Origin of the sequence: Bordetella genomosp. 12 (assembly GCF_002261355.1) — a bacterium.
In the GTDB taxonomy this organism is placed as follows: Bacteria; Pseudomonadota; Gammaproteobacteria; order Burkholderiales; family Burkholderiaceae_B; genus Bordetella.
The window spans coordinates 1,685,745-1,702,961 of the sequence record NZ_NEVU01000003.1; the positions used below are offsets into that span (position 1 = coordinate 1,685,745).

Consider the following 17,217-nt stretch of genomic DNA (forward strand, 5'->3'; position numbering starts at 1 on the left):
GCATGGCCGATAAGCTCCCAGCAAAACAGGACAGGCAGGCAGCGACCTGCAAGGAGACAGCGAAGTGAGCAGCAAGCGCGTACTGGTGACGGGCGCCAGCAAAGGGATAGGCAAAGCCGTCTGCGAACGCCTGACGGCCGACGGATATCAGGTGGTGGGCGTTGCCCGCACGCCGCCGTCCAACCCGCCTGCCGGCATGGTGTTTCACGCCGTCGACCTCGGCGACAACGACGCCGTGGCGGCTTTCCTGGCCGGACCCGCGGCAAGCGGGCCGTTCTACGGCCTGGTGAACAACGTCGGCATGGTGCCCATCGGCAAGCTGGAAGATGTCCAGCCCGACGACCTGTACCGCGCCGTCCAGCTCAATATCGAAGTCGCGTTGCGCTTCACGCAGGCCGTGGCAGGCGGCATGCGTTCACAAGGCATTGGCCGGATCGTGAACATGGCCTCGCGCGCCGCGCTGGGTAAACCGCAGCGCAGCATCTACAGCATGACCAAGGCGGGTCTGATCGGCATGACTCGGACCTGGGCCCTGGAACTTGCCAGCGCCGGCGTGACCGTCAATGCCATCGCCCCGGGCCCCATCGAAACCGACTTCTTCGCCGGCGCCAACGATCAGGCGCGCACCCGGCAACTGCTGGCCGGCATACCGGTAGGCCGCATGGGCAAGCCCGAAGACGTCGCCCACGCGGTGGCTTATTTCATGGACGAGCGCTGCGGATTCGTCACCGGCCAGACCCAGATGGTCTGCGGCGGCATGACCATCGGCGCGGCCTGACACACCCGATACTGAGGAAGCAAATGAAACGCTGGACACAACGACCGGAAGGCTCCACCTGGGGCGATTTCGGCGAACATGATCAACTGGGCCGCGTCAACCTGATCGGCTCCGAACAGGTGCTCAAAGGCGTCAAGGAAGTCAGACAGGGCAGCGTGTTCTGCCTGTCCCTGCCACTGGATCTGCCGGGCGGCATGGCATTGAATCCGCGCCGTAAACCGCCTCGCCTGAGCGGCACCGAGCGCGATGGGGTGCCGTACATGAACTTCCCGATGGAAAAGCTCGACCCCTCCTCCATCGATGTGTTGAGCGACGACCAGGTCGTCATGTCTTTGCAGTACTCCACGCAATGGGATGCGCTCGCCCATGTGGGGGCGTACTTCGACACCGACGGCAGCGGCGCGCCGCGCAAGGTCTACTACAACGGCTACCAGGCCGGCCAGGACATCCTGGACGCCGGCACGCCGCACGGCCATGGGGACTGCTGCGGTAGCGGCAGCCACGCCATGGGCGCGCTCAAGCTTGGCATCGAGAACTTCGCCGTCAAGGGCATGCAGGGCCGTGGCGTGCTGGTGGACTTCACGCGCCACTATGGCCGCGAGCGCACGCTGATCGGATATCGCGAACTCATGGAGGTGATGCACAAAGATGGCGTCACGGTCGAGCCCGGCGACATGCTCGTGCTGCGCACGGGGTTCGCGGAGCTCATCACCGAGATGGCGGGCAGCCCCGATCCGGACAGGCTGCACCACGCCTGCTGCGTGCTCGATGGCGCCGACGAGGCCTTGCTGGCGTGGATCAGCGACAGCGGCATTGCCGCCATCTGCGCCGACAACTACGCCGTCGAAGCCTATCCGGCCCGCGAGCGCGAGGGCAAGAAGTCTTTGCTCCCCTTGCATCATCACTGCCTGTTCAAGCTGGGCTTGCCGCTGGCCGAACTCTGGTACCTCAAGGACCTGGCCGAGGCCTTGCACGCCGCCGGGCGCAACCGCTTCCTGCTGACCGCGCCGCCGCTGCGCCTGCCCGGCGCCGTCGGATCGCCCGTCACGCCGATTGCCACGCTCTGAGGCCCGCAGCATGAATTTCCATACGCTTATTCAGGCGCACGCGGCGCGTACGCCCCAACGCATTGCCTTTCAGGATCAGGACCGCGCACTGGACTACGCCGGCCTGCTGGCCGAGGTGGAGCGGCTGTCCGGCCTCATGCATGAACACGGCGCGCGACGCGGCGAGCGGCTGGCGCTTTGGATGCCCAACTGCATCGAATGGCTGGTGACCTTTCTGGCCTGCGCACGGCTGGGCATGACGGTGGTGGCGGTCAATACGCGCTTTCGCGAGCACGAGGTCGGGCAGCTGCTGGCGCGCGGCCGCTGCACCTGGCTGGCCATGTGGCCGGATTTCAAGGGCCTGCCCTTCGCCGACACACTCAAGCGCATCGATCCGGCCATCCTGCGCCCCCTGCGCGGCGTCATCGCCGTGGGCGAGCGCGAGCCGCTGACAACCATTGCCGCCCTGCCCGACGCACTGCCCTATACGGCGCGCGGCAAGCAATCAGACGTCCGGCTCGAAGACCCCGGCCAGGAAAGCGACGGCGCCCTGGTCTACACCACCTCGGGCACGACCTCGGCGCCCAAGCTGGTGCTGCATCGCCAGGCTGGCCTCATCGCGCACGGCCACATCGCCGCGCAGGCCTATGGCATCGATGCGGACAGCATCGTGCTGCTGGCCTCGCCCTTGTGCGGCGCTTTCGGCTTCTCCACCATGCTGGCCGGGCTGACGCAGGCCGCGACCCTGGTGTCGTTGGCGGTGTTCGATGCCGCGGCCACGGCGCGCCAGATCCGCGAGCATGGCGTGACCCACACCTTCGCCAACAACGAATTCATCGATCACGTCCTGCGGCAGGCCGAAGGCCAGCCCCGGCCCTATCCTTCTTTGCGCTACGTCGGCTTTGCGAGCTTTTCGCCGGCCATGGACGATCTGCCTGAACGCGCCCGCCAGGCGGGTCTGCCTATCGCCGGGCTGTACGGGTCCAGCGAATTGCAGGCCCTGGTGGCCGGCCACCGCTTGCAGACCGATTGGCCGCAGCGTCGCGTCGCCGGTGGCACCATCGCCGCGCCAGAGGGCCGCGTGCGCGCGATCGACCCGGACAGTGGCGCCATCCTGCCCCACGGCGCCATCGGCCAGATCGAAATCAAGGCGCCGAGCCTCATGGCCGAGTATCTGGACGACCCGGAGGCGACCCGCAAGGCCATCAGCGCCGACGGTTTTTTCCGCACGGGAGATCTGGGTTACACCCTCGATGAGCGCCTGTTCATTTTCCAGGGCCGCGATGGGGACCACCTGCGCCTGGGCGGCTTTCTGGTCTCGCCACTGGAAATCGAGCAATTCATCGAAGCCTTGCCCGGCGTGGCCGGCGCACAGGTCGTCGGCGCGCAGTGGCAGGGCAAGACGGTGGCGGTCGCCTTCGTGCGCCGCAACGCGGCGGACACGGATGAGCGCGCTATCATTGACGCCTGCCAGACCGCCATGGCGAAGTTCAAAGTCCCGCATCGCGTGATCTTCGTGGAGGACTTCCCCATGGTGCAAAGCGCCAACTCCAACAAAGTGCAAAAACACGTGCTGCGCCAGCAAGCCCAGGCCATTCTGGACGACCGCCAGCCCCCGACCTAGCCATGGCCCAGCCGTCCCTGCCGCAAGCGCACGCCTCCGAGGTTCTGTCCCGCAGCAAGTTGCCGCTGTATCTGCAACTGGCGGCGGAGTTTCGCCGCAATATCGCGCAAGGCGTCTGGCTGCCCGATCAGCAAATTCCCTCGCTGGAAGACCTGATGGCGCACTACCGGGTGGCCCGCATGACACTGCGCAACGCCCTGGGCATCCTCGAAGAAGAAGGCTACATCCGGCGCGGGCGGGGCAAGGGCACCTTCGTGCGCAGCGATCTGCCCGGGGTGACGGAACTGCAGATACCGTCAAACTGGGAAGAAACCGTGGCCCTGAGCGATCTGCTGGGCACCGAGAGCATCGCCGACGGCGCACATGCCATCGCCACGCTGCCCGAACTCGGCATGGCGTTTTCCGGCCAGTATGCGCAAGCCTACCGCCATCTGTGCCGCCTGCATGTCAAAGATGGCGTGCCGTATTGCTTCAGCGAGGTCTACCTCGCCGAGGACTTGTTCAAACGGCACAAGGCGGCCTTTCTCAAAGCGGCGGCCGCCTCGGTCATCGCTCGTATCCCCGGGCTGAAGATCGGCCAGGCGCGGCAGAAAATCACCATCGCCGACGCCGGCATCGAATCGGCCCGCGCGCTGAACCTCAACGTCGGCGACAGCGTGGCCGAGGTGCGCCGCTACGCCTGTGACGACGAGCGCCTCATCTACTTTGCCCGGCTCGAGTTCCCCACCAAATTCGTAAAACTGGAGTTCGATCTTTGCTGAGCGCCGCTCACGCGAATGACTGTTGCTCCAGCGCCTGGCCGAGATAATCCAGCAGCACGCGCACCCGGCTGGCGAGCAGCCGCTGATGGGTCAACAAGGCATAGATGGGCCGGGGCGCGGGTTCGCACTCAGGCAGCACCGGCCTCAGGCGGCCCTGCGCCACATGATCGGCAAAGGCCCAGGCCGGCGCGTAGACAATCCCCGCGCCGGCGACCGCGGCGGCCATCACACCGTCCAGAACGTTGGACCGCATACGCACCCGCGGACGCACGGCCACCAGATTGTCGCCCTCGCGCAGCCACCATTCCTGCTCGTTCGCATGCGGGCTGAACACCAGCCCGTCATGCTGGGCCAGATCGGTCAGGCGGCGCGGTTCGCCGCGGCGCTGCAAGTAAGCCGGCGCGGCCGCCAAAGCCCAACGGATCGCCCCCAGTTTGCGGGCCACGAGGCTGGAGTCGGGCTGCGGGCCGACAACGATGGCGATGTCTATCCCCTCCTCCAGCAGATTGACGGGCCGATCGAGCAGCGACACATCCAGCGTCACCTGGGGATAACGCAGCAGAAACGTGGCCAGCAAAGGCACCAGGTGGACGCGGCCCAGCAATAAAGGGGCGGTCAGCTGCAAGCGTCCGGCGGGCTCGGCGGCCTCGGCGCTCAGCCCCGCTTCCATCTCATGGATTTCGGCCAACATGCGCTTGGCGCCCTGGTAATAGCGCCGCCCCGCTTCGGTGACCAGCAGTTTGCGGGTGGAGCGCACCAACAGACGCGTGCCCAGCCGGTTTTCCAGCGCGCTCATGTGGCGGCTCACCGAGGCCAGCGACAGGCCCGTCAACCGGGCCGCCGCGGACAGGCTGCCCTGATCGACCGCGGCCACGAACAATGCCATTTCGTCGGGACGGGGAATCATCGCCACTCTTTCAAATTTGAATGGATACCTTGCAGATATTAGTCTTCTCTGCAAGAAGCTGCGCTTTCATAATCCCCACCTTCGAGACTTCTCCAGGAGCCGGCATGCCCGCCGCTTCCGCTCAAGCCCCCCTGCCCTCGGCGCTGGACGCCAGCCTGCTGGCGACACTGGCCGCCGCCTGCGGTGTGTTCGTGGCCAGCATCTATTTCAATCAACCGCTGCTGGAACTGCTGCTGCAAGCCTTCCCGCACGACGCGGCCATCGTCAACCTCATTCCCACCGCCACGCAGCTGGGTTTTGCCTGCGGACTGCTGTTGCTGGTGCCCCTGGGCGACCGCGTCAATCGCCGGCATCTCATTCTGTGTCAGTCCGCGGGCTTGTGCCTGGCGCTGGCCGGGCTGTCCCTGGCGCCCGCGGCCTGGAGCGCAGCCCTGATCTCGGTCTGTGTCGGCATTGGCGGCTCGGTGGCTCAGCAGATCGTCCCCCTCGCCGCCGAGCTGGCCCATCCGCAACGCCGCGGCCAGGTCGTGGGCACGGTCATGAGCGGCCTGCTCTGCGGCATCCTGCTGGGGCGCGTAGTAGGCGGCTTTGCCGGCGAACACTGGGGCTGGCGAGCCGCCTTCGGCCTGGGTGCGGCCGCCTGCGCCCTGATGTGGCTCATCCTGCTGGTCAAACTGCCCTCTACCCGCCCTCAGACCACGCACCGCTATGGCGAACTCATGCGCTCGCTGCGGGGTCTGTGGCGGTCTGAACCGCAGTTGCGCCGCGCAACGCGCGTGCAGGCCCTGCTCTTCGGCGCCTTCATTGGCATGTGGACCATCCTGGCCCTGTATCTCGATCAAGCCTTCGGGCTGGGCGCGGACGTGGCCGGCCTGATGGGTGTCGTGGGCGCGGCCGGCATTCTCATGGCCCCGCTGGCCGGCCGCATCGCCGACCGGCGCGGCCCGCACAGCGTGATCGCCTTGGGCGTGTTCATCATGCTGGTCTCTTTCGTGATCCTGGGCGCCTGGGCCAGCCTCATCGGCCTGGTTGTGGGCATCCTGTTGGTAGACATCGGCGAGCAAGCGGCCATGATCGCCAACCAGCATGTGGTCTATGCCCTGCGCCCGGAAGCGCGCAGCCGCCTGAACACGCTCTACATGACCGGCATGTTCCTGGGCGCGGCGGCCGGCTCCTGGGGCGCGGGCCTGGCCTGGCATGCCGGCGGCTGGAAGCTGGCCTGCCTGCTGTGGGGCGTGTTGTGCGCCCTGGCCTGGCTCGTGCATGCCCGGGGCCGGCCGGCGCCTGCGCCCGCGACGGGACGCCACACCGGATAGGCCGCCGAGCACCCTACGGCATTGCCGTATAATCCCGCATCTTCGGCCTGCGCCTCCCCCGGCGCGGCGGCCCAGGCCGCGGGGGCATCCCCCCCGCCCGTGAACAGATCAAGCCATGAAACAAGCAGCCCCGCCGCAGCGTCCCGCGCGGTGGCCGGCGTCGCGCATCAGTGAGGCCCGCAATCGCGTGGGACTGCCGCAGGCAGACTTCGCCGATCTGCTGGGCGTCAGTGTGCGCACCCTGCAGGATTGGGAACAAGGCCGCCGCAATCCTTCGGGCGCGGCCCAGACCCTGCTGCGGGTGGCGATTCTCCATCCGGAGACGCTGCGCGACCTGCCACCCATGGACGAGACGGCCTGAATAACTCCGCGACGCGGCCGCAGGCCGCGCGCAACTACGGTGAACGATAGTGGAAATCCTGGAAACATCCCGGGCCGGCAAAGGCCCCAGCAGCGCCGCAGGTTCAACGCCTGCCACCCTTCAGGCGCCGGCCGCAAGCCAAGCGGCCAGCAGCGGCTCGAGCGGCCGCGCGCCGCGCGTGGGCTTTGTCAGCCTGGGCTGTCCGAAGGCGCTCGTGGACTCCGAGCGCATCCTCACGCAGCTGCGCACCGAGGGCTATGAGGTCACGCCCGAGTACAACGACGCCGATGTGGTGGTCGTCAATACCTGTGGCTTCATCGACAGCGCCAAGGCCGAATCGCTGGACGCGATCGGCGAAGCGCTGGCCGAAAACGGCAAGGTCATCGTCACCGGCTGTATGGGCGTGGAAGAGTCGGTGATCCGCGAGGTGCATCCCAGCGTGCTGGCCGTGACCGGCCCGCAGCAATACGAGCAGGTCGTGCGCGCCGTGCACACGGCCGCGCCGCCGCGCCTGGATCACAATCCCTACGTCGATCTGGTGCCGCCGCAGGGCGTCAAGCTCACGCCGCGCCACTACGCCTACCTGAAGATCTCCGAAGGCTGCAATCACCGCTGCAGCTTCTGCATCATCCCGTCCATGCGCGGCAATCTGGTCAGCCGCCCGGTGGGCGACGTGCTCAGCGAAGCCGAGCGCCTGGTCAAAGCCGGCGTCAAAGAGCTGCTGGTCATCTCGCAAGACACCAGCGCCTATGGCGTGGATCTGAAGTACCGCAGCGGCTTCTGGAACGGCCGTCCGGTCAAAACGCGCATGACCGAAATGTGCGATGCCTTGTCCGAACTCGGCGTCTGGACCCGGCTGCATTACGTCTACCCTTATCCCAGCGTCGACGACATCATCCCGCTGATGGCCGACGGCCGCGTGCTGCCCTATCTGGATATCCCCTTCCAGCATGCCAGCCCGCGCATTCTCAAAGCCATGAAGCGTCCCGCCTTCGAGGACAAGACGCTGGCGCGCATCCATCAATGGCGCGCCGCCTGTCCGGACCTGACCATACGCTCGACCTTCATCGTCGGGTTCCCCGGCGAGACCGAAGCGGATTTCCAGTACTTGCTCGACTGGATGAGCGAGGCGCAGCTCGACCGCGTGGGCTGTTTCCAGTATTCGCCCGTGGAAGGCGCGCCGGCCAACGAGCTGGCCGACCCGGTGCCCGACGCCGTCAAGCAGGAGCGCTGGGAGCGCTTCATGGAGCACCAACAGGCGATTTCGGCGGCGCGCCTGCAACGACGCATCGGCCGCGAGATCGATGTGCTCATCGATGAGGTCGATGAAGAGGGCGCGGTGGGCCGCTCCAGCGCCGATGCGCCCGAGATCGACGGCTGCGTATATGTCTCGACGGACACGCCGGTCAAGCCGGGCGACATGGTCCGCGTGCGGGTCACCGACGCCGATGAGTACGACCTCTGGGCCGATCGCATCTGACCGGCAGGGGTCATCGCCTGCGGCGATGACCCGCCCGCCTTACAACTGCGGCCGGCTCAAATGGTCGACAAACAGCTTGGCCGCGGTGGGCAGCGCGTCAAAGGCGCGCACGCAGATCTGAATTTTGCGGCGCGCCCAAGGCTCGGTCAGCGGGATGATGCGAATGTTGAACATGGCGGAGTAACGCTGCGCCAGATCCAGCGGCAGCACGCCCACGCCCAGCCCCGAATCCACCATAAAGCAAAGCGCGTCAAAACCGGTGACCTGCACCTTGAGCTTGACGGTGCGCTTGGCGCCGCTGGCCGCATGCGACAGGATACGGTTGATGGCGCTGCCGCGATGCAGGCCGATGAAGTCATACTCCAGCGCGTCGACGAAACGAAAACCCGCGGTGGCCTGCAACGGATGCGTGGCCGGCACCACCAGCGCGAGCATGTCTTCCCGATAGGGCAGGATCTCCACGTCGTGGTCGGGCACCGTACCTGAAAAAATGCCCACATCGGCGGCGTTTTCCGCCACGGCCTTGATAATGGCGGGCGTGATTTTCTCTTCGAGATCCACCTGAACGTTCGGATATTCACCCAGGAAATCCTTGATGTCCCGTGGCAGGAACTGCGTGATGGCCGAAATATTGGCGAATACACGCACGAAACCGCGCAGGCCGCTGGCGTACTCGCGCATGCGCACTGCCACTTCATCCAGCTCGTGCAGGGCGCGCCGCGCCATGGTCGACAGGGCGAAGCCGGCCGGCGTGGGGTGTATCCCCTTGTTGGTGCGGGTCAACAGGCGAATGCCCAGGTTCTCTTCCAGCTCGCTGACGCGCTTGCTGACCGCCGCCGCGGCGATGTGCTCCTGCTCGGCGGCCGCGGCAATCGTGCCCAGCTCGACCACGCTGATGAAAAGCTTGAGGGAGGTGGGATCGAGACGCATGCAACGGCCAGCCCGGAAAAGGTTACGGCGCCCATTTTAGCCACGACGGCAGCCGTCATCGCATTTGGTGATGGCAGCATCGCTAAACACTGCTTTAGCCGCTGCGCGCGCCATTGCTAGACTCGCCCCAAAATGGCCTCGATGTCACCGACATGGGGCGATAAGTTCGATGTGGAAGACGAGACAGCATGAAATTGCAGAATGCCCAGCTGCTGCGGCAGCAGGCCTATATCGGCGGCCAATGGTGCGACGCCGACAGCCAAGCCACCATCACCGTACGCAATCCGCATGACGGCAGCAGCCTGGGAACGGTTCCCAACCTGGGCGCCGCGGAAACGGCCCGCGCCATCGCGGCCGCCGACCGTGCGCTGCCGGCCTGGCGCGCCAAGACGGGCAAGGAGCGCGGCGCGATTCTGCGCAAATGGCATCAACTCATCGAGGCCCATGCCGACGACCTGGCCCTGCTGCTCACGCTGGAACAAGGCAAGCCCCTGGCCGAAGCCCGAGGCGAGCTGAACTACGCCCTGTCTTTCGTGGAATGGTTCGCCGAGGAAGCCAAGCGCGTCTACGGCGACGTGCTGCCCAGCCCCCGGGGCGACCAGCGCATGATGGCCATCCGCCAGCCGGTCGGCGTGGTGGCGGCCATCATCGCCTGGAATTTCCCGTCGGCGCTAGTCACGCGCAAAGTCAGCCCGGCGCTGGCGGCGGGCTGCACCGTGGTGCTCAAGCCCTCCGAACTCACGCCGTTTACCGCGCTGGCGCTGGCCTGGCTGGGCGAACAGGCCGGCATCCCGCCTGGCGTGCTCAACGTGGTCATTGGCGACCCCGCGCCCATCGGCGCCGAGCTTTCCGGCAACAGCACGGTGCGCAAGCTCACCTTTACCGGCTCGACCCAGACGGGTCGCCTGCTGATGCAGCAAAGCGCCGCCAACATCAAGAAGCTTTCGCTCGAACTGGGCGGCAACGCGCCGTTCATCGTGTTCGAGGACGCCGACCTGGACGACGCGGTGCAGGGGCTGATGGCCTCGAAGTTCCGCAATGCCGGCCAGACCTGCGTGTGCGCCAATCGCGTCTACGTGCATGCATCCGTGGCGCAGTCCTTCACGGACAAGCTGCAAGCCGAGATCCAACAACTCAAGCTGGGCGGCGGCCTGCAACCCGGCGTCACGCTGGGCCCGCTGATCGATCAGCGCGCCGTGGACAAAGTGCGTGGCCTGGTCGAGGACGCCCGCGCCAAGGGCGCCCGCATACTGACCGGCGGCCAGCTTCAGGCCGAGGGCAGCCTGCTCTATGAAGCCACGTTGCTGACCGGCGTGACCGACGCCATGGACATCGCCCATCAGGAGATCTTCGGGCCGGTCGTGGGCATCAGCACCTTCGAAGACGAAGCGGCCGTTCTGACCCGCGCCAACGACAGCGAGTCGGGCCTGGCCGCGTATTTCTACACCGCCAACCTGGAGCGCGTCTGGCGCGTCATGGAAGGCCTGGAGTACGGCATCGTGGGCGTCAATACGGGCGCAGTCTCCAACGAGGTCGGCCCCTTTGGCGGCATCAAGGAGTCGGGCGTCGGCCGCGAAGGCTCGAAGTACGGCATCGAAGAGTTCCTGGAAATCAAATACGTCTGCCTCGCCGGCAAGACGTTCAACGCCGCACGCTGAAACCGCCATGAATCAAGCACAGCAATCGTCCCTGCGGGATGCGGACCGTTACGACTATGTGATCGTGGGTTCGGGCGCCGCCGGCGCCATCCTGGCCAATCGTCTCAGCGCCCGCGGCGCGACGGTCTGCGTGCTGGAAGCCGGCCCGCCGGATCACAGCCCCTGGCTGCATATCCCGGCCGGTTTCATCAAGGCGGTGTTCAACAACAAGTACGCCTGGCAGTTCTCCAGCGAGCCGACCGATCTGACCAACGGCCGCCGCGTGCCGATTCCGCAAGGCCGCACGCTGGGCGGCTCGACCTCGATCAACGGCCTGGTCTACAACCGCGGCCAGGCGGCCGATTACGACCACTGGGCCAGTCTGGGCAACACCGGCTGGTCGTATGAGGAAGTCCTGCCCTACTTCAAGTCCATGGAACGGCGCATCGGCGGCGACTCGCGCTATCGCGGACGCACGGGCGAGCTGCCGGTCACGGACATCGACTGGATTCACCCCTTGTGCGAGGCCTTCATCGCCGGCGCCGAGGAACAGGGCCTGCCGCGCAATCCCGACTACAACGGCGCCAGCCAGGCCGGCGTCGGTTACTTTCAGCGCACCATCGACCGGGGCTGGCGCATGAGCACGGCGCGCTGCTTTCTGCGCCCCGCCATGGCGAAGAAGAACCTGACCGTTCGCACGCATGCGCAAGCCACCCAGGTGCTGTTCGAAGGCAACCGCGCGGTCGGCGTCGCGTACTGTGATCCGCGTCACCCGTCGGCTGCGCGCAGCGTGCGGGCCAACCGCGAGGTCATCGTGGCCAGCGGCGCCATCAACACGCCCAAGCTGTTGCAGCTCTCGGGGCTGGGTCCGGCCGATTTCCTGCGCGAGATGAACATCCCGGTCGTGCGCGATCTGCCCGGCGTGGGCGAGAACCTGAGCGACCACTACTCGGTCCGCGTGGTGGCCCGCGTCAAGCAAAGCCAGACCATGAACGAGCTGGTCAAGGGCCTGAACCTGGTCGGGCAAGTCAGCCGCTGGCTGCTCAAGCGCCCCAGCATCATGGCCCTGAGCCCCTCGCTGCTGCACTACTTCTGGAAATCGCTGCCCGAACTGGACGCTCCCGATCTGCAAGGCGTCTTCACGCCGGCCAGCTACAAGGAAGGTTATGTCGGCGTCTTGGATGACTTCCCCGGCATGACCGCCGGGGTGTGGCAGCACCGGCCGCAGAGCCGGGGCCAGGTGCGCGTGCGCAGCGCCGATCCCATGCAGGATCCCCTGATCCGCGCCAACTACCTCAGCCACCCCGACGACCAGATCACGCTGGTGCGCGGCATACGCCTGGCGCGCAGCCTGCTGCAGTCGCAGGCGCTGGCCCCCTATTTCGATGGCGAGGCGCTGCCCGGCCCTCTGTGCCAGTCGGATACCGAATTGCTGGATTTCGCCCGCCGCTACGGCGTGTCTTCGTACCACGTCAATGGCACGGCCCGCATGGGCCCGGCCGGCGACCGTCTGGCGGTGGTCGATCCCCAGCTCCGTGTCCACGGCGTGCAGAACCTGCGCGTCGTCGATTCTTCCGTCATGCCCGCGATGCCTTCGGCCAATATTTGCGCGGCCACCATGATGATAGGCAACAAGGCTGCGGATCTGATCAAGCAGTCCTGACCCACAAGCAGTTCCGATCGTTAAGGCACCCCGTATAAGGGGCACGCCCAGGAGACAACGCAGTGAAACACAACAACCCGCTCAAGGCTCTTGTCCTGACCGCCGCTTTGCTGGCCAGCGCCAGCGCACTGGCCGACGACATCAAGATCGGCTTTAACAGCGATATGTCGGCCACCGGCTCGGCCGACTTCGGTATTTCGGCTCTGGCCGGCGCCCGTCAGGCTGCCGACGAGCTCAACGCCGCAGGCGGCGTGCTGGGCAAGAAGGTCGTCATCGTGGCGCGCGACGACGTGGGCGCGCCGCCCAAGGCCATCCAGAACACCAACGAACTGGTGGACAACGAGAAGGTCAACGCCATGCTGGGCGGCGTGAACTCGGGCAACATGCTTGCCTGGCTGCACATCGCGCAACAGAAGAAGATCCCGACGATCTCGCCGGTTGCCACGGCCACCGATATCACGGGCCGCTACACCAAGTCGCCGCCGAACTACATCTTCCGCGTCTCCATGCGCGACCGCGACCAGATCGCGCTGCTGGCGGCCTACGCGGCACGCGCCAGCAAGAACGGCAAGGTCGCCATCATCGCCGACACCACCGGCTATGGTCAGCAAGGCGCCAAGGATGCGCTGGAGATCCTCGAGCTGCACAACATCAAGCCGGTGGCCAACGAGAAGTTCGGTCCGAAAGACACCGACATGAGCTCGCAGCTCAACAAGATCAAGAGCTCCGGCGCCGATACGCTCATCGTCTACGCACTGTCGGACTCCAATGCGCACGTCATGCGCAGCCTGGAGAAGATCGGCTACTTCCCGACCACGCTGGCCTCCTGGGCCAACCTGAGCTCGCCGTTCCTGCGCATCGCCGGGCCAGAACTGGCCAAGAAGATGATCTTCACCGCCTCGATCACCGAAGACTCTTCGGCTGACTCCAAGGCACTGTATGACACGCTCATGAAGCGCGACGGCCGCCTGCCCACCTATGTGATGGCCGCCCAGGCCTATGACTCGGTCAAGCTGCTGGCCGCCGCCATGGAGCAAGCCAAGTCCACCGATGGCGAGAAGGTACAAGCCGCGCTGGAGAATCTGCAGCAAGCCAAGGGCGTCATCAAGACCTATAACAAGCCCTTTACGGCAGACAACCACGAAGCCCTGTCGGTCAAGGATTTCCGACTGGTGCGCTGGGTCGATGGCAAGGTGGTCTCGGTCGATGACGAGATCGTCAAGGCCATCACGCCGGCAGACCTCAAGCTCTGATCGACGCAAGGCGCGTCCCTGTCGCGGCAGGGGCGCGCTGGCAAGGATTCCAGCATGCAATTACTACAAGCCATACTCAGTGGATTGGCCATGGGCAGCGTGTATGCCCTGGTCGCGTTCGGTTTCAGCATCACCTACACCACGACCAAGACCTTCAACTTCGGCCAAGGGGCGTTTCTGGCCCTGGCCGGGCTCATCGGCATCAGCGCCATCGTGCTGGTCACCCAGGGCAAGCTGATCGGTTTTCCGTCACCGCAGGACGTCACCTGGGGCAGCTTCCTGTTCGCCCTGGCCGCGGCCATGCTGGTGTTGGCCCTGCTGGGCTACGTGCTCTACATCACCGCCATCAAGCACTTCGTGGGCGAGGCCGGTCTGTCCTGGGTCATGAGCACCATCGGCTTTGGCATCATCATCCAGAACCTGGCTCTGCTCATCTGGGGCCCGGCGCCCATCGCCGTAGCCTCGCCGCTGGGCGAGGGCGTGGTCAACATCCTGGGCGCCGGTGTGCGGCCGCAGGAGATCCTGGTCTTTGCCACCACCCTGGTCCTGATGATCGTGCTGGACTGGGCGCTGCATCGCACCAAGATGGGCAAGGCCGTGCGCGCCGTCGCCTTCAGTAAATCGGCCGCCAGCCTCATGGGCATCAATGCCAACGCGGTCGCCGTGGGTGTCTTCGCCATCAGCTCGGCCCTGGCCGCGGTTGCGGGCGTCATGGTTGCCCCCATCGCCACGGCTTCCGTCTTCGTCGGCACGCTGCTCTCGCTCAAGGCCTTCTCGGCCGCCATCCTCGGCGGCCTGGAGAACCCGCGCGGCTGCATCTTCGGCGGCTTTCTGATCGGCCTGCTGGAATCCCTCATCGGCCTTTGGTACTCCAATCTGCGCGAGATCGCTGTCTTCGCGCTCATCATCGTCGTGCTCTATTTCCGGCCCGCCGGCATCCTGGGCCGTGTCCACGCGGAGAAAGTATGAATCTGCGTCCTCTCCTCGTCCCGCTGTGCGTGGCCGCTCTGGCCGTGGCTGCCGCCTACTCGGGTTTGAACGATTTCTACCTGCTCATCCTCTTTAACATCGGCGTGTATTACATCGCCGCCACGGGCTTTAACATCCTGGTCGGCCAGACCGGCCAGAAGTCCCTGGGCCACGCCGGCCTGTTCGGCGTGGGCGCCTACACGGTGGCGCTGCTCACGGTGAACTACCAGGTCAACCCCTGGCTGGCGCTGGCCGCGGCCATCGTGATCTCGGCCCTGTTCGGCGTGGCCATCGCGCTGCCCGCGCTCAAGGTCAAAGGCCCCAGCCTGGCCATGGTCACCATCGCCTTCGGCCTGCTCATCGAGAAGATCGTCTCCGAATGGACCGACGTCTTCAAGGGCCAGGAGGGCTTTTACGGCATCACCGGCCTGACCTGGGGCGGCGCGCCGCTCGACGGGCGCCAGTGGGTGGTCGTGGTGGTGGTGATCGGCCTGCTGCTGCATGCGGCCACCTCGCTGCTGCTCAACGGCCGCTTCGGCCGCGGCTTTGCCGCCGTGCGCACCTCGGAGATCGCCGCCGGCAGCGTGGGCATCAGCGTCTACCGCTTCAAGATCCTGGCCTTTGTCATCAGCGCCATCACCTGCGGCATCGCCGGCGGCCTGGTGGCCCAGCAAAACCAGTACATCAACTCCGACTTCGTCAACTTCAACCTCTCGGTCTTCTTCCTGGTGCTGGTGCTCTTTGGCGGGCGCTCGCCCACCGGGTCCTTCCTGGGCGCGGTGGTGCTGACCGTGATCGATGCCATGCTCGCGCGCTGGCCCGAGGTGCAGCACTTCGCCTATGGCCTGATCCTGCTGTTCGCGCTCTATGCCATGCCCGAAGGCCTGTCCGGCCTGCTGGCGCGCGTGCTGCCGCGCCGCAGCCTGCTCTCGGCCCGCGAGCGCGAGGCCATCAAACCCTGGTCGCCCACGCAGACCCGCAAGCAAGGCGCCGGCGACCTGCTGGTGGTCAAGGACCTGTACAAGGCCTTCGGCGGCGTGGTGCCCACCAACAAGGTGTCCTTCAGCATCCAGGAAGGCAGCATCGTCTCGCTCATCGGCCCCAACGGCGCGGGCAAGACCACCACGCTGAACCTGCTCTCCGGGCTGGTCACGCCCGATGCGGGCAGCATCCGCTTCAAGGATCACGACCTGGTGGGCCTGCCGGCCGATCAGATCGCCTCGCTGGGCATCGGGCGCACCTTCCAGAACCTCAAGCTCTTCGAGGGCCTGAGCACGCTGGAGAACGTCATGGTGGGCCTGTACCGCGTGCAGCGCTCCGGCTTCTGGGCCAACCTGCTGGGTCTGCCCTCCAGCCTGGCCGAGGAGCGGCGCATGCGCCGCGAGGCCTATGCCATCCTGAAGTTCTTCGAACTCGAGCGCTACGCCGATGACGCGGCCAACAGCCTGCCCTACGGCCTGCAGCGCCGCCTGGAGATCGCCCGCGCGGTGGCCGCCATGCCCGAGCTGCTCTTGCTCGACGAGCCGGCCGCGGGCCTGAACCCTGCCGAGACCGACGCGCTCACCGGACTGATCGCCCGGCTGCGCGACAAGGGCCTGACGGTGCTGCTCATCGAGCATCACATGGACCTCGTCATGGCCATCTCGGATCAGATCGTGGTGCTGGACTATGGCGTGAAGATCGCCAGCGGCCTGCCCGCCCAGATCCAGGAGAACCCCAAAGTCATCGAAGCCTACCTGGGCGCCCCGGCGTAGGAGCCAGTCATGAGCAGATTGCTAGATATCCAGAACCTCTCGGTCAACTACGGCGCGGTCAACGCGCTCAAGGAAGTGTCGCTGCACGTCGAGCGCCACGAGATCGTGACCATCATCGGCGGCAACGGGGCGGGCAAGAGCAGCATGATGCGCGCGCTCTCGGGCATCGAGAAATCCACCGGCCAGGTGCTGCTCGAGGGCCAGGACCTGGCCGGCATCCCCGCGCACCAGCGCGTGGGCCTGGGCATCGCCCATGTGCCCGAAGGCCGGCAGGTCTTCCCGGACCAGACCGTTCACGACAACCTGCTGCTTGGCGCGTTTCTGCGGCGTGAGCCCCAGGCCGTGCTCGATGCCGAGATCGAAACCTGCTTTGCGATGTTCCCGCGCCTCAAAGAGCGGCGCGAACAGTACGCGGGCACTTTGTCCGGCGGCGAGCAGCAGATGCTGGCCATCTGCCGCGCCCTGATGAGCAAACCCCGCATCCTGATGCTCGATGAGCCCTCGCTGGGCCTGGCCCCGCTCATCGTCGCGGAGATCTTCCGCATCATCCGCGCGCTCAAGGAACAGGGCATGACCATCCTGCTGGTCGAGCAAATGGCCAACCAGGCCCTGGCCATCTCCGACCGCGCCTATGTGCTCGAGGTCGGCAGTATCGTGATGCAGGGCAGCGGCCAGGAACTGCTGGCCAGCGAACGCGTGCGCCAGGCCTATCTGGGCAAACACAAGCATTGACGGGAC

15 protein-coding genes are annotated in these 17,217 nt (G+C 66.1%); 13 read left to right on the forward strand and 2 right to left on the reverse strand.

What is annotated here, in order from left to right:
• Positions 1-64: 64 nt before the first annotated feature.
• The 4 genes from CAL22_RS19855 to CAL22_RS19870 are packed head-to-tail and all read left to right on the forward strand — an operon-like array spanning position 65 to position 4,209.
• A complete protein-coding gene (locus CAL22_RS19855) occupies positions 65-778 on the forward strand; it encodes an SDR family oxidoreductase (protein WP_167383695.1) in 714 nt (237 codons plus the stop codon).
• 23 nt (positions 779-801) lie between these two features.
• Positions 802-1,845, forward strand: a complete 1,044-nt coding sequence (locus CAL22_RS19860) for a cyclase family protein (protein WP_094816129.1) — start codon at positions 802-804, stop codon at positions 1,843-1,845.
• Between the two features lie 10 nt (positions 1,846-1,855).
• A complete protein-coding gene (locus tag CAL22_RS19865; RefSeq protein WP_094816131.1) occupies positions 1,856-3,448 on the forward strand; it encodes an AMP-binding protein in 1,593 nt (530 codons plus the stop codon).
• Positions 3,449-3,450: 2 nt separating this feature from the next.
• Positions 3,451-4,209 (forward strand): GntR family transcriptional regulator, encoded by a 759-nt coding sequence (locus CAL22_RS19870; protein WP_094816133.1) that lies wholly within the window; start codon positions 3,451-3,453, stop codon positions 4,207-4,209.
• 7 nt (positions 4,210-4,216) lie between these two features.
• Here CAL22_RS19870 and CAL22_RS19875 read toward each other — a convergent pair whose 3' ends face one another.
• A complete protein-coding gene (locus tag CAL22_RS19875) occupies positions 4,217-5,116 on the reverse strand; it encodes a LysR family transcriptional regulator (RefSeq protein WP_094816135.1) in 900 nt (299 codons plus the stop codon).
• A gap of 104 nt (positions 5,117-5,220) precedes the next feature.
• On the opposite strand from CAL22_RS19875, the gene CAL22_RS19880 reads away from it, so the two are divergent.
• From CAL22_RS19880 to rimO, 3 genes are all read left to right on the forward strand, one after another.
• Entirely contained in the window at positions 5,221-6,432 is a 1,212-nt protein-coding gene (locus tag CAL22_RS19880) for an MFS transporter (protein ID WP_094816137.1), read from the forward strand.
• 115 nt (positions 6,433-6,547) lie between these two features.
• Complete coding sequence (locus tag CAL22_RS19885; RefSeq protein WP_094816139.1) at positions 6,548-6,793, forward strand: helix-turn-helix domain-containing protein; 246 nt, start codon at positions 6,548-6,550, stop codon at positions 6,791-6,793.
• A gap of 178 nt (positions 6,794-6,971) precedes the next feature.
• Entirely contained in the window at positions 6,972-8,273 is a 1,302-nt protein-coding gene (gene rimO / locus CAL22_RS19890; RefSeq protein WP_094816818.1) for a 30S ribosomal protein S12 methylthiotransferase RimO, read from the forward strand.
• Between the two features lie 39 nt (positions 8,274-8,312).
• Here rimO and CAL22_RS19895 read toward each other — a convergent pair whose 3' ends face one another.
• Positions 8,313-9,203 carry a LysR substrate-binding domain-containing protein gene (locus CAL22_RS19895; protein ID WP_094816141.1) on the reverse strand — a complete coding sequence of 297 codons (891 nt, stop codon included), beginning with the start codon at positions 9,201-9,203 and terminating at the stop codon, positions 8,313-8,315.
• Positions 9,204-9,391: 188 nt separating this feature from the next.
• Between CAL22_RS19895 and CAL22_RS19900 the strand changes: the two genes are divergently transcribed.
• The 6 genes from CAL22_RS19900 (at position 9,392) to CAL22_RS19925 (ending at position 17,211) form a co-directional block, all read left to right on the forward strand.
• Positions 9,392-10,861, forward strand: a complete 1,470-nt coding sequence (locus CAL22_RS19900) for an NAD-dependent succinate-semialdehyde dehydrogenase (protein ID WP_094816143.1) — start codon at positions 9,392-9,394, stop codon at positions 10,859-10,861.
• 7 nt (positions 10,862-10,868) lie between these two features.
• On the forward strand, positions 10,869-12,503 hold the full coding sequence (locus CAL22_RS19905; protein ID WP_094816145.1) for a GMC family oxidoreductase: 1,635 nt from the start codon (positions 10,869-10,871) through the stop codon (positions 12,501-12,503).
• A gap of 62 nt (positions 12,504-12,565) precedes the next feature.
• A complete protein-coding gene (locus CAL22_RS19910; RefSeq protein ID WP_094816147.1) occupies positions 12,566-13,756 on the forward strand; it encodes an ABC transporter substrate-binding protein in 1,191 nt (396 codons plus the stop codon).
• Between the two features lie 54 nt (positions 13,757-13,810).
• The gene (locus CAL22_RS19915; RefSeq protein WP_094816149.1) at positions 13,811-14,725 is read left to right on the forward strand and encodes a branched-chain amino acid ABC transporter permease; all 915 of its coding nucleotides are present in this window, start codon (positions 13,811-13,813) and stop codon (positions 14,723-14,725) included.
• Positions 14,722-16,479: a branched-chain amino acid ABC transporter ATP-binding protein/permease gene (locus CAL22_RS19920; RefSeq protein WP_094813893.1), complete on the forward strand. Its 1,758-nt coding sequence runs from the start codon at positions 14,722-14,724 to the stop codon at positions 16,477-16,479. The genes CAL22_RS19915 and CAL22_RS19920 overlap by 4 nt, the downstream gene beginning before the upstream one ends.
• A gap of 9 nt (positions 16,480-16,488) precedes the next feature.
• Complete coding sequence (locus CAL22_RS19925) at positions 16,489-17,211, forward strand: ABC transporter ATP-binding protein (protein WP_094816151.1); 723 nt, start codon at positions 16,489-16,491, stop codon at positions 17,209-17,211.
• Positions 17,212-17,217: the final 6 nt, after the last annotated feature.

Excerpts from the sequence above, each read along its gene's own strand:
- CAL22_RS19860 (WP_094816129.1), top strand. The coding sequence starts at position 802 with ATGAAACGCTGGACACAACGACCGGAAGGCTCCACCTGGGGCGATTTC.
- CAL22_RS19865 (WP_094816131.1), top strand. The coding sequence starts at position 1,856 with ATGAATTTCCATACGCTTATTCAGGCGCACGCGGCGCGTACGCCCCAA.
- CAL22_RS19870 (WP_094816133.1), top strand. The coding sequence starts at position 3,451 with ATGGCCCAGCCGTCCCTGCCGCAAGCGCACGCCTCCGAGGTTCTGTCC.
- CAL22_RS19875 (WP_094816135.1), bottom strand. The coding sequence starts at position 5,116 with ATGATTCCCCGTCCCGACGAAATGGCATTGTTCGTGGCCGCGGTCGAT.
- CAL22_RS19880 (WP_094816137.1), top strand. The coding sequence starts at position 5,221 with ATGCCCGCCGCTTCCGCTCAAGCCCCCCTGCCCTCGGCGCTGGACGCC.
- CAL22_RS19885 (WP_094816139.1), top strand. The coding sequence starts at position 6,548 with ATGAAACAAGCAGCCCCGCCGCAGCGTCCCGCGCGGTGGCCGGCGTCG.
- CAL22_RS19895 (WP_094816141.1), bottom strand. The coding sequence starts at position 9,203 with ATGCGTCTCGATCCCACCTCCCTCAAGCTTTTCATCAGCGTGGTCGAG.
- CAL22_RS19900 (WP_094816143.1), top strand. The coding sequence starts at position 9,392 with ATGAAATTGCAGAATGCCCAGCTGCTGCGGCAGCAGGCCTATATCGGC.
- CAL22_RS19905 (WP_094816145.1), top strand. The coding sequence starts at position 10,869 with ATGAATCAAGCACAGCAATCGTCCCTGCGGGATGCGGACCGTTACGAC.
- CAL22_RS19915 (WP_094816149.1), top strand. The coding sequence starts at position 13,811 with ATGCAATTACTACAAGCCATACTCAGTGGATTGGCCATGGGCAGCGTG.
- CAL22_RS19920 (WP_094813893.1), top strand. The coding sequence starts at position 14,722 with ATGAATCTGCGTCCTCTCCTCGTCCCGCTGTGCGTGGCCGCTCTGGCC.
- CAL22_RS19925 (WP_094816151.1), top strand. The coding sequence starts at position 16,489 with ATGAGCAGATTGCTAGATATCCAGAACCTCTCGGTCAACTACGGCGCG.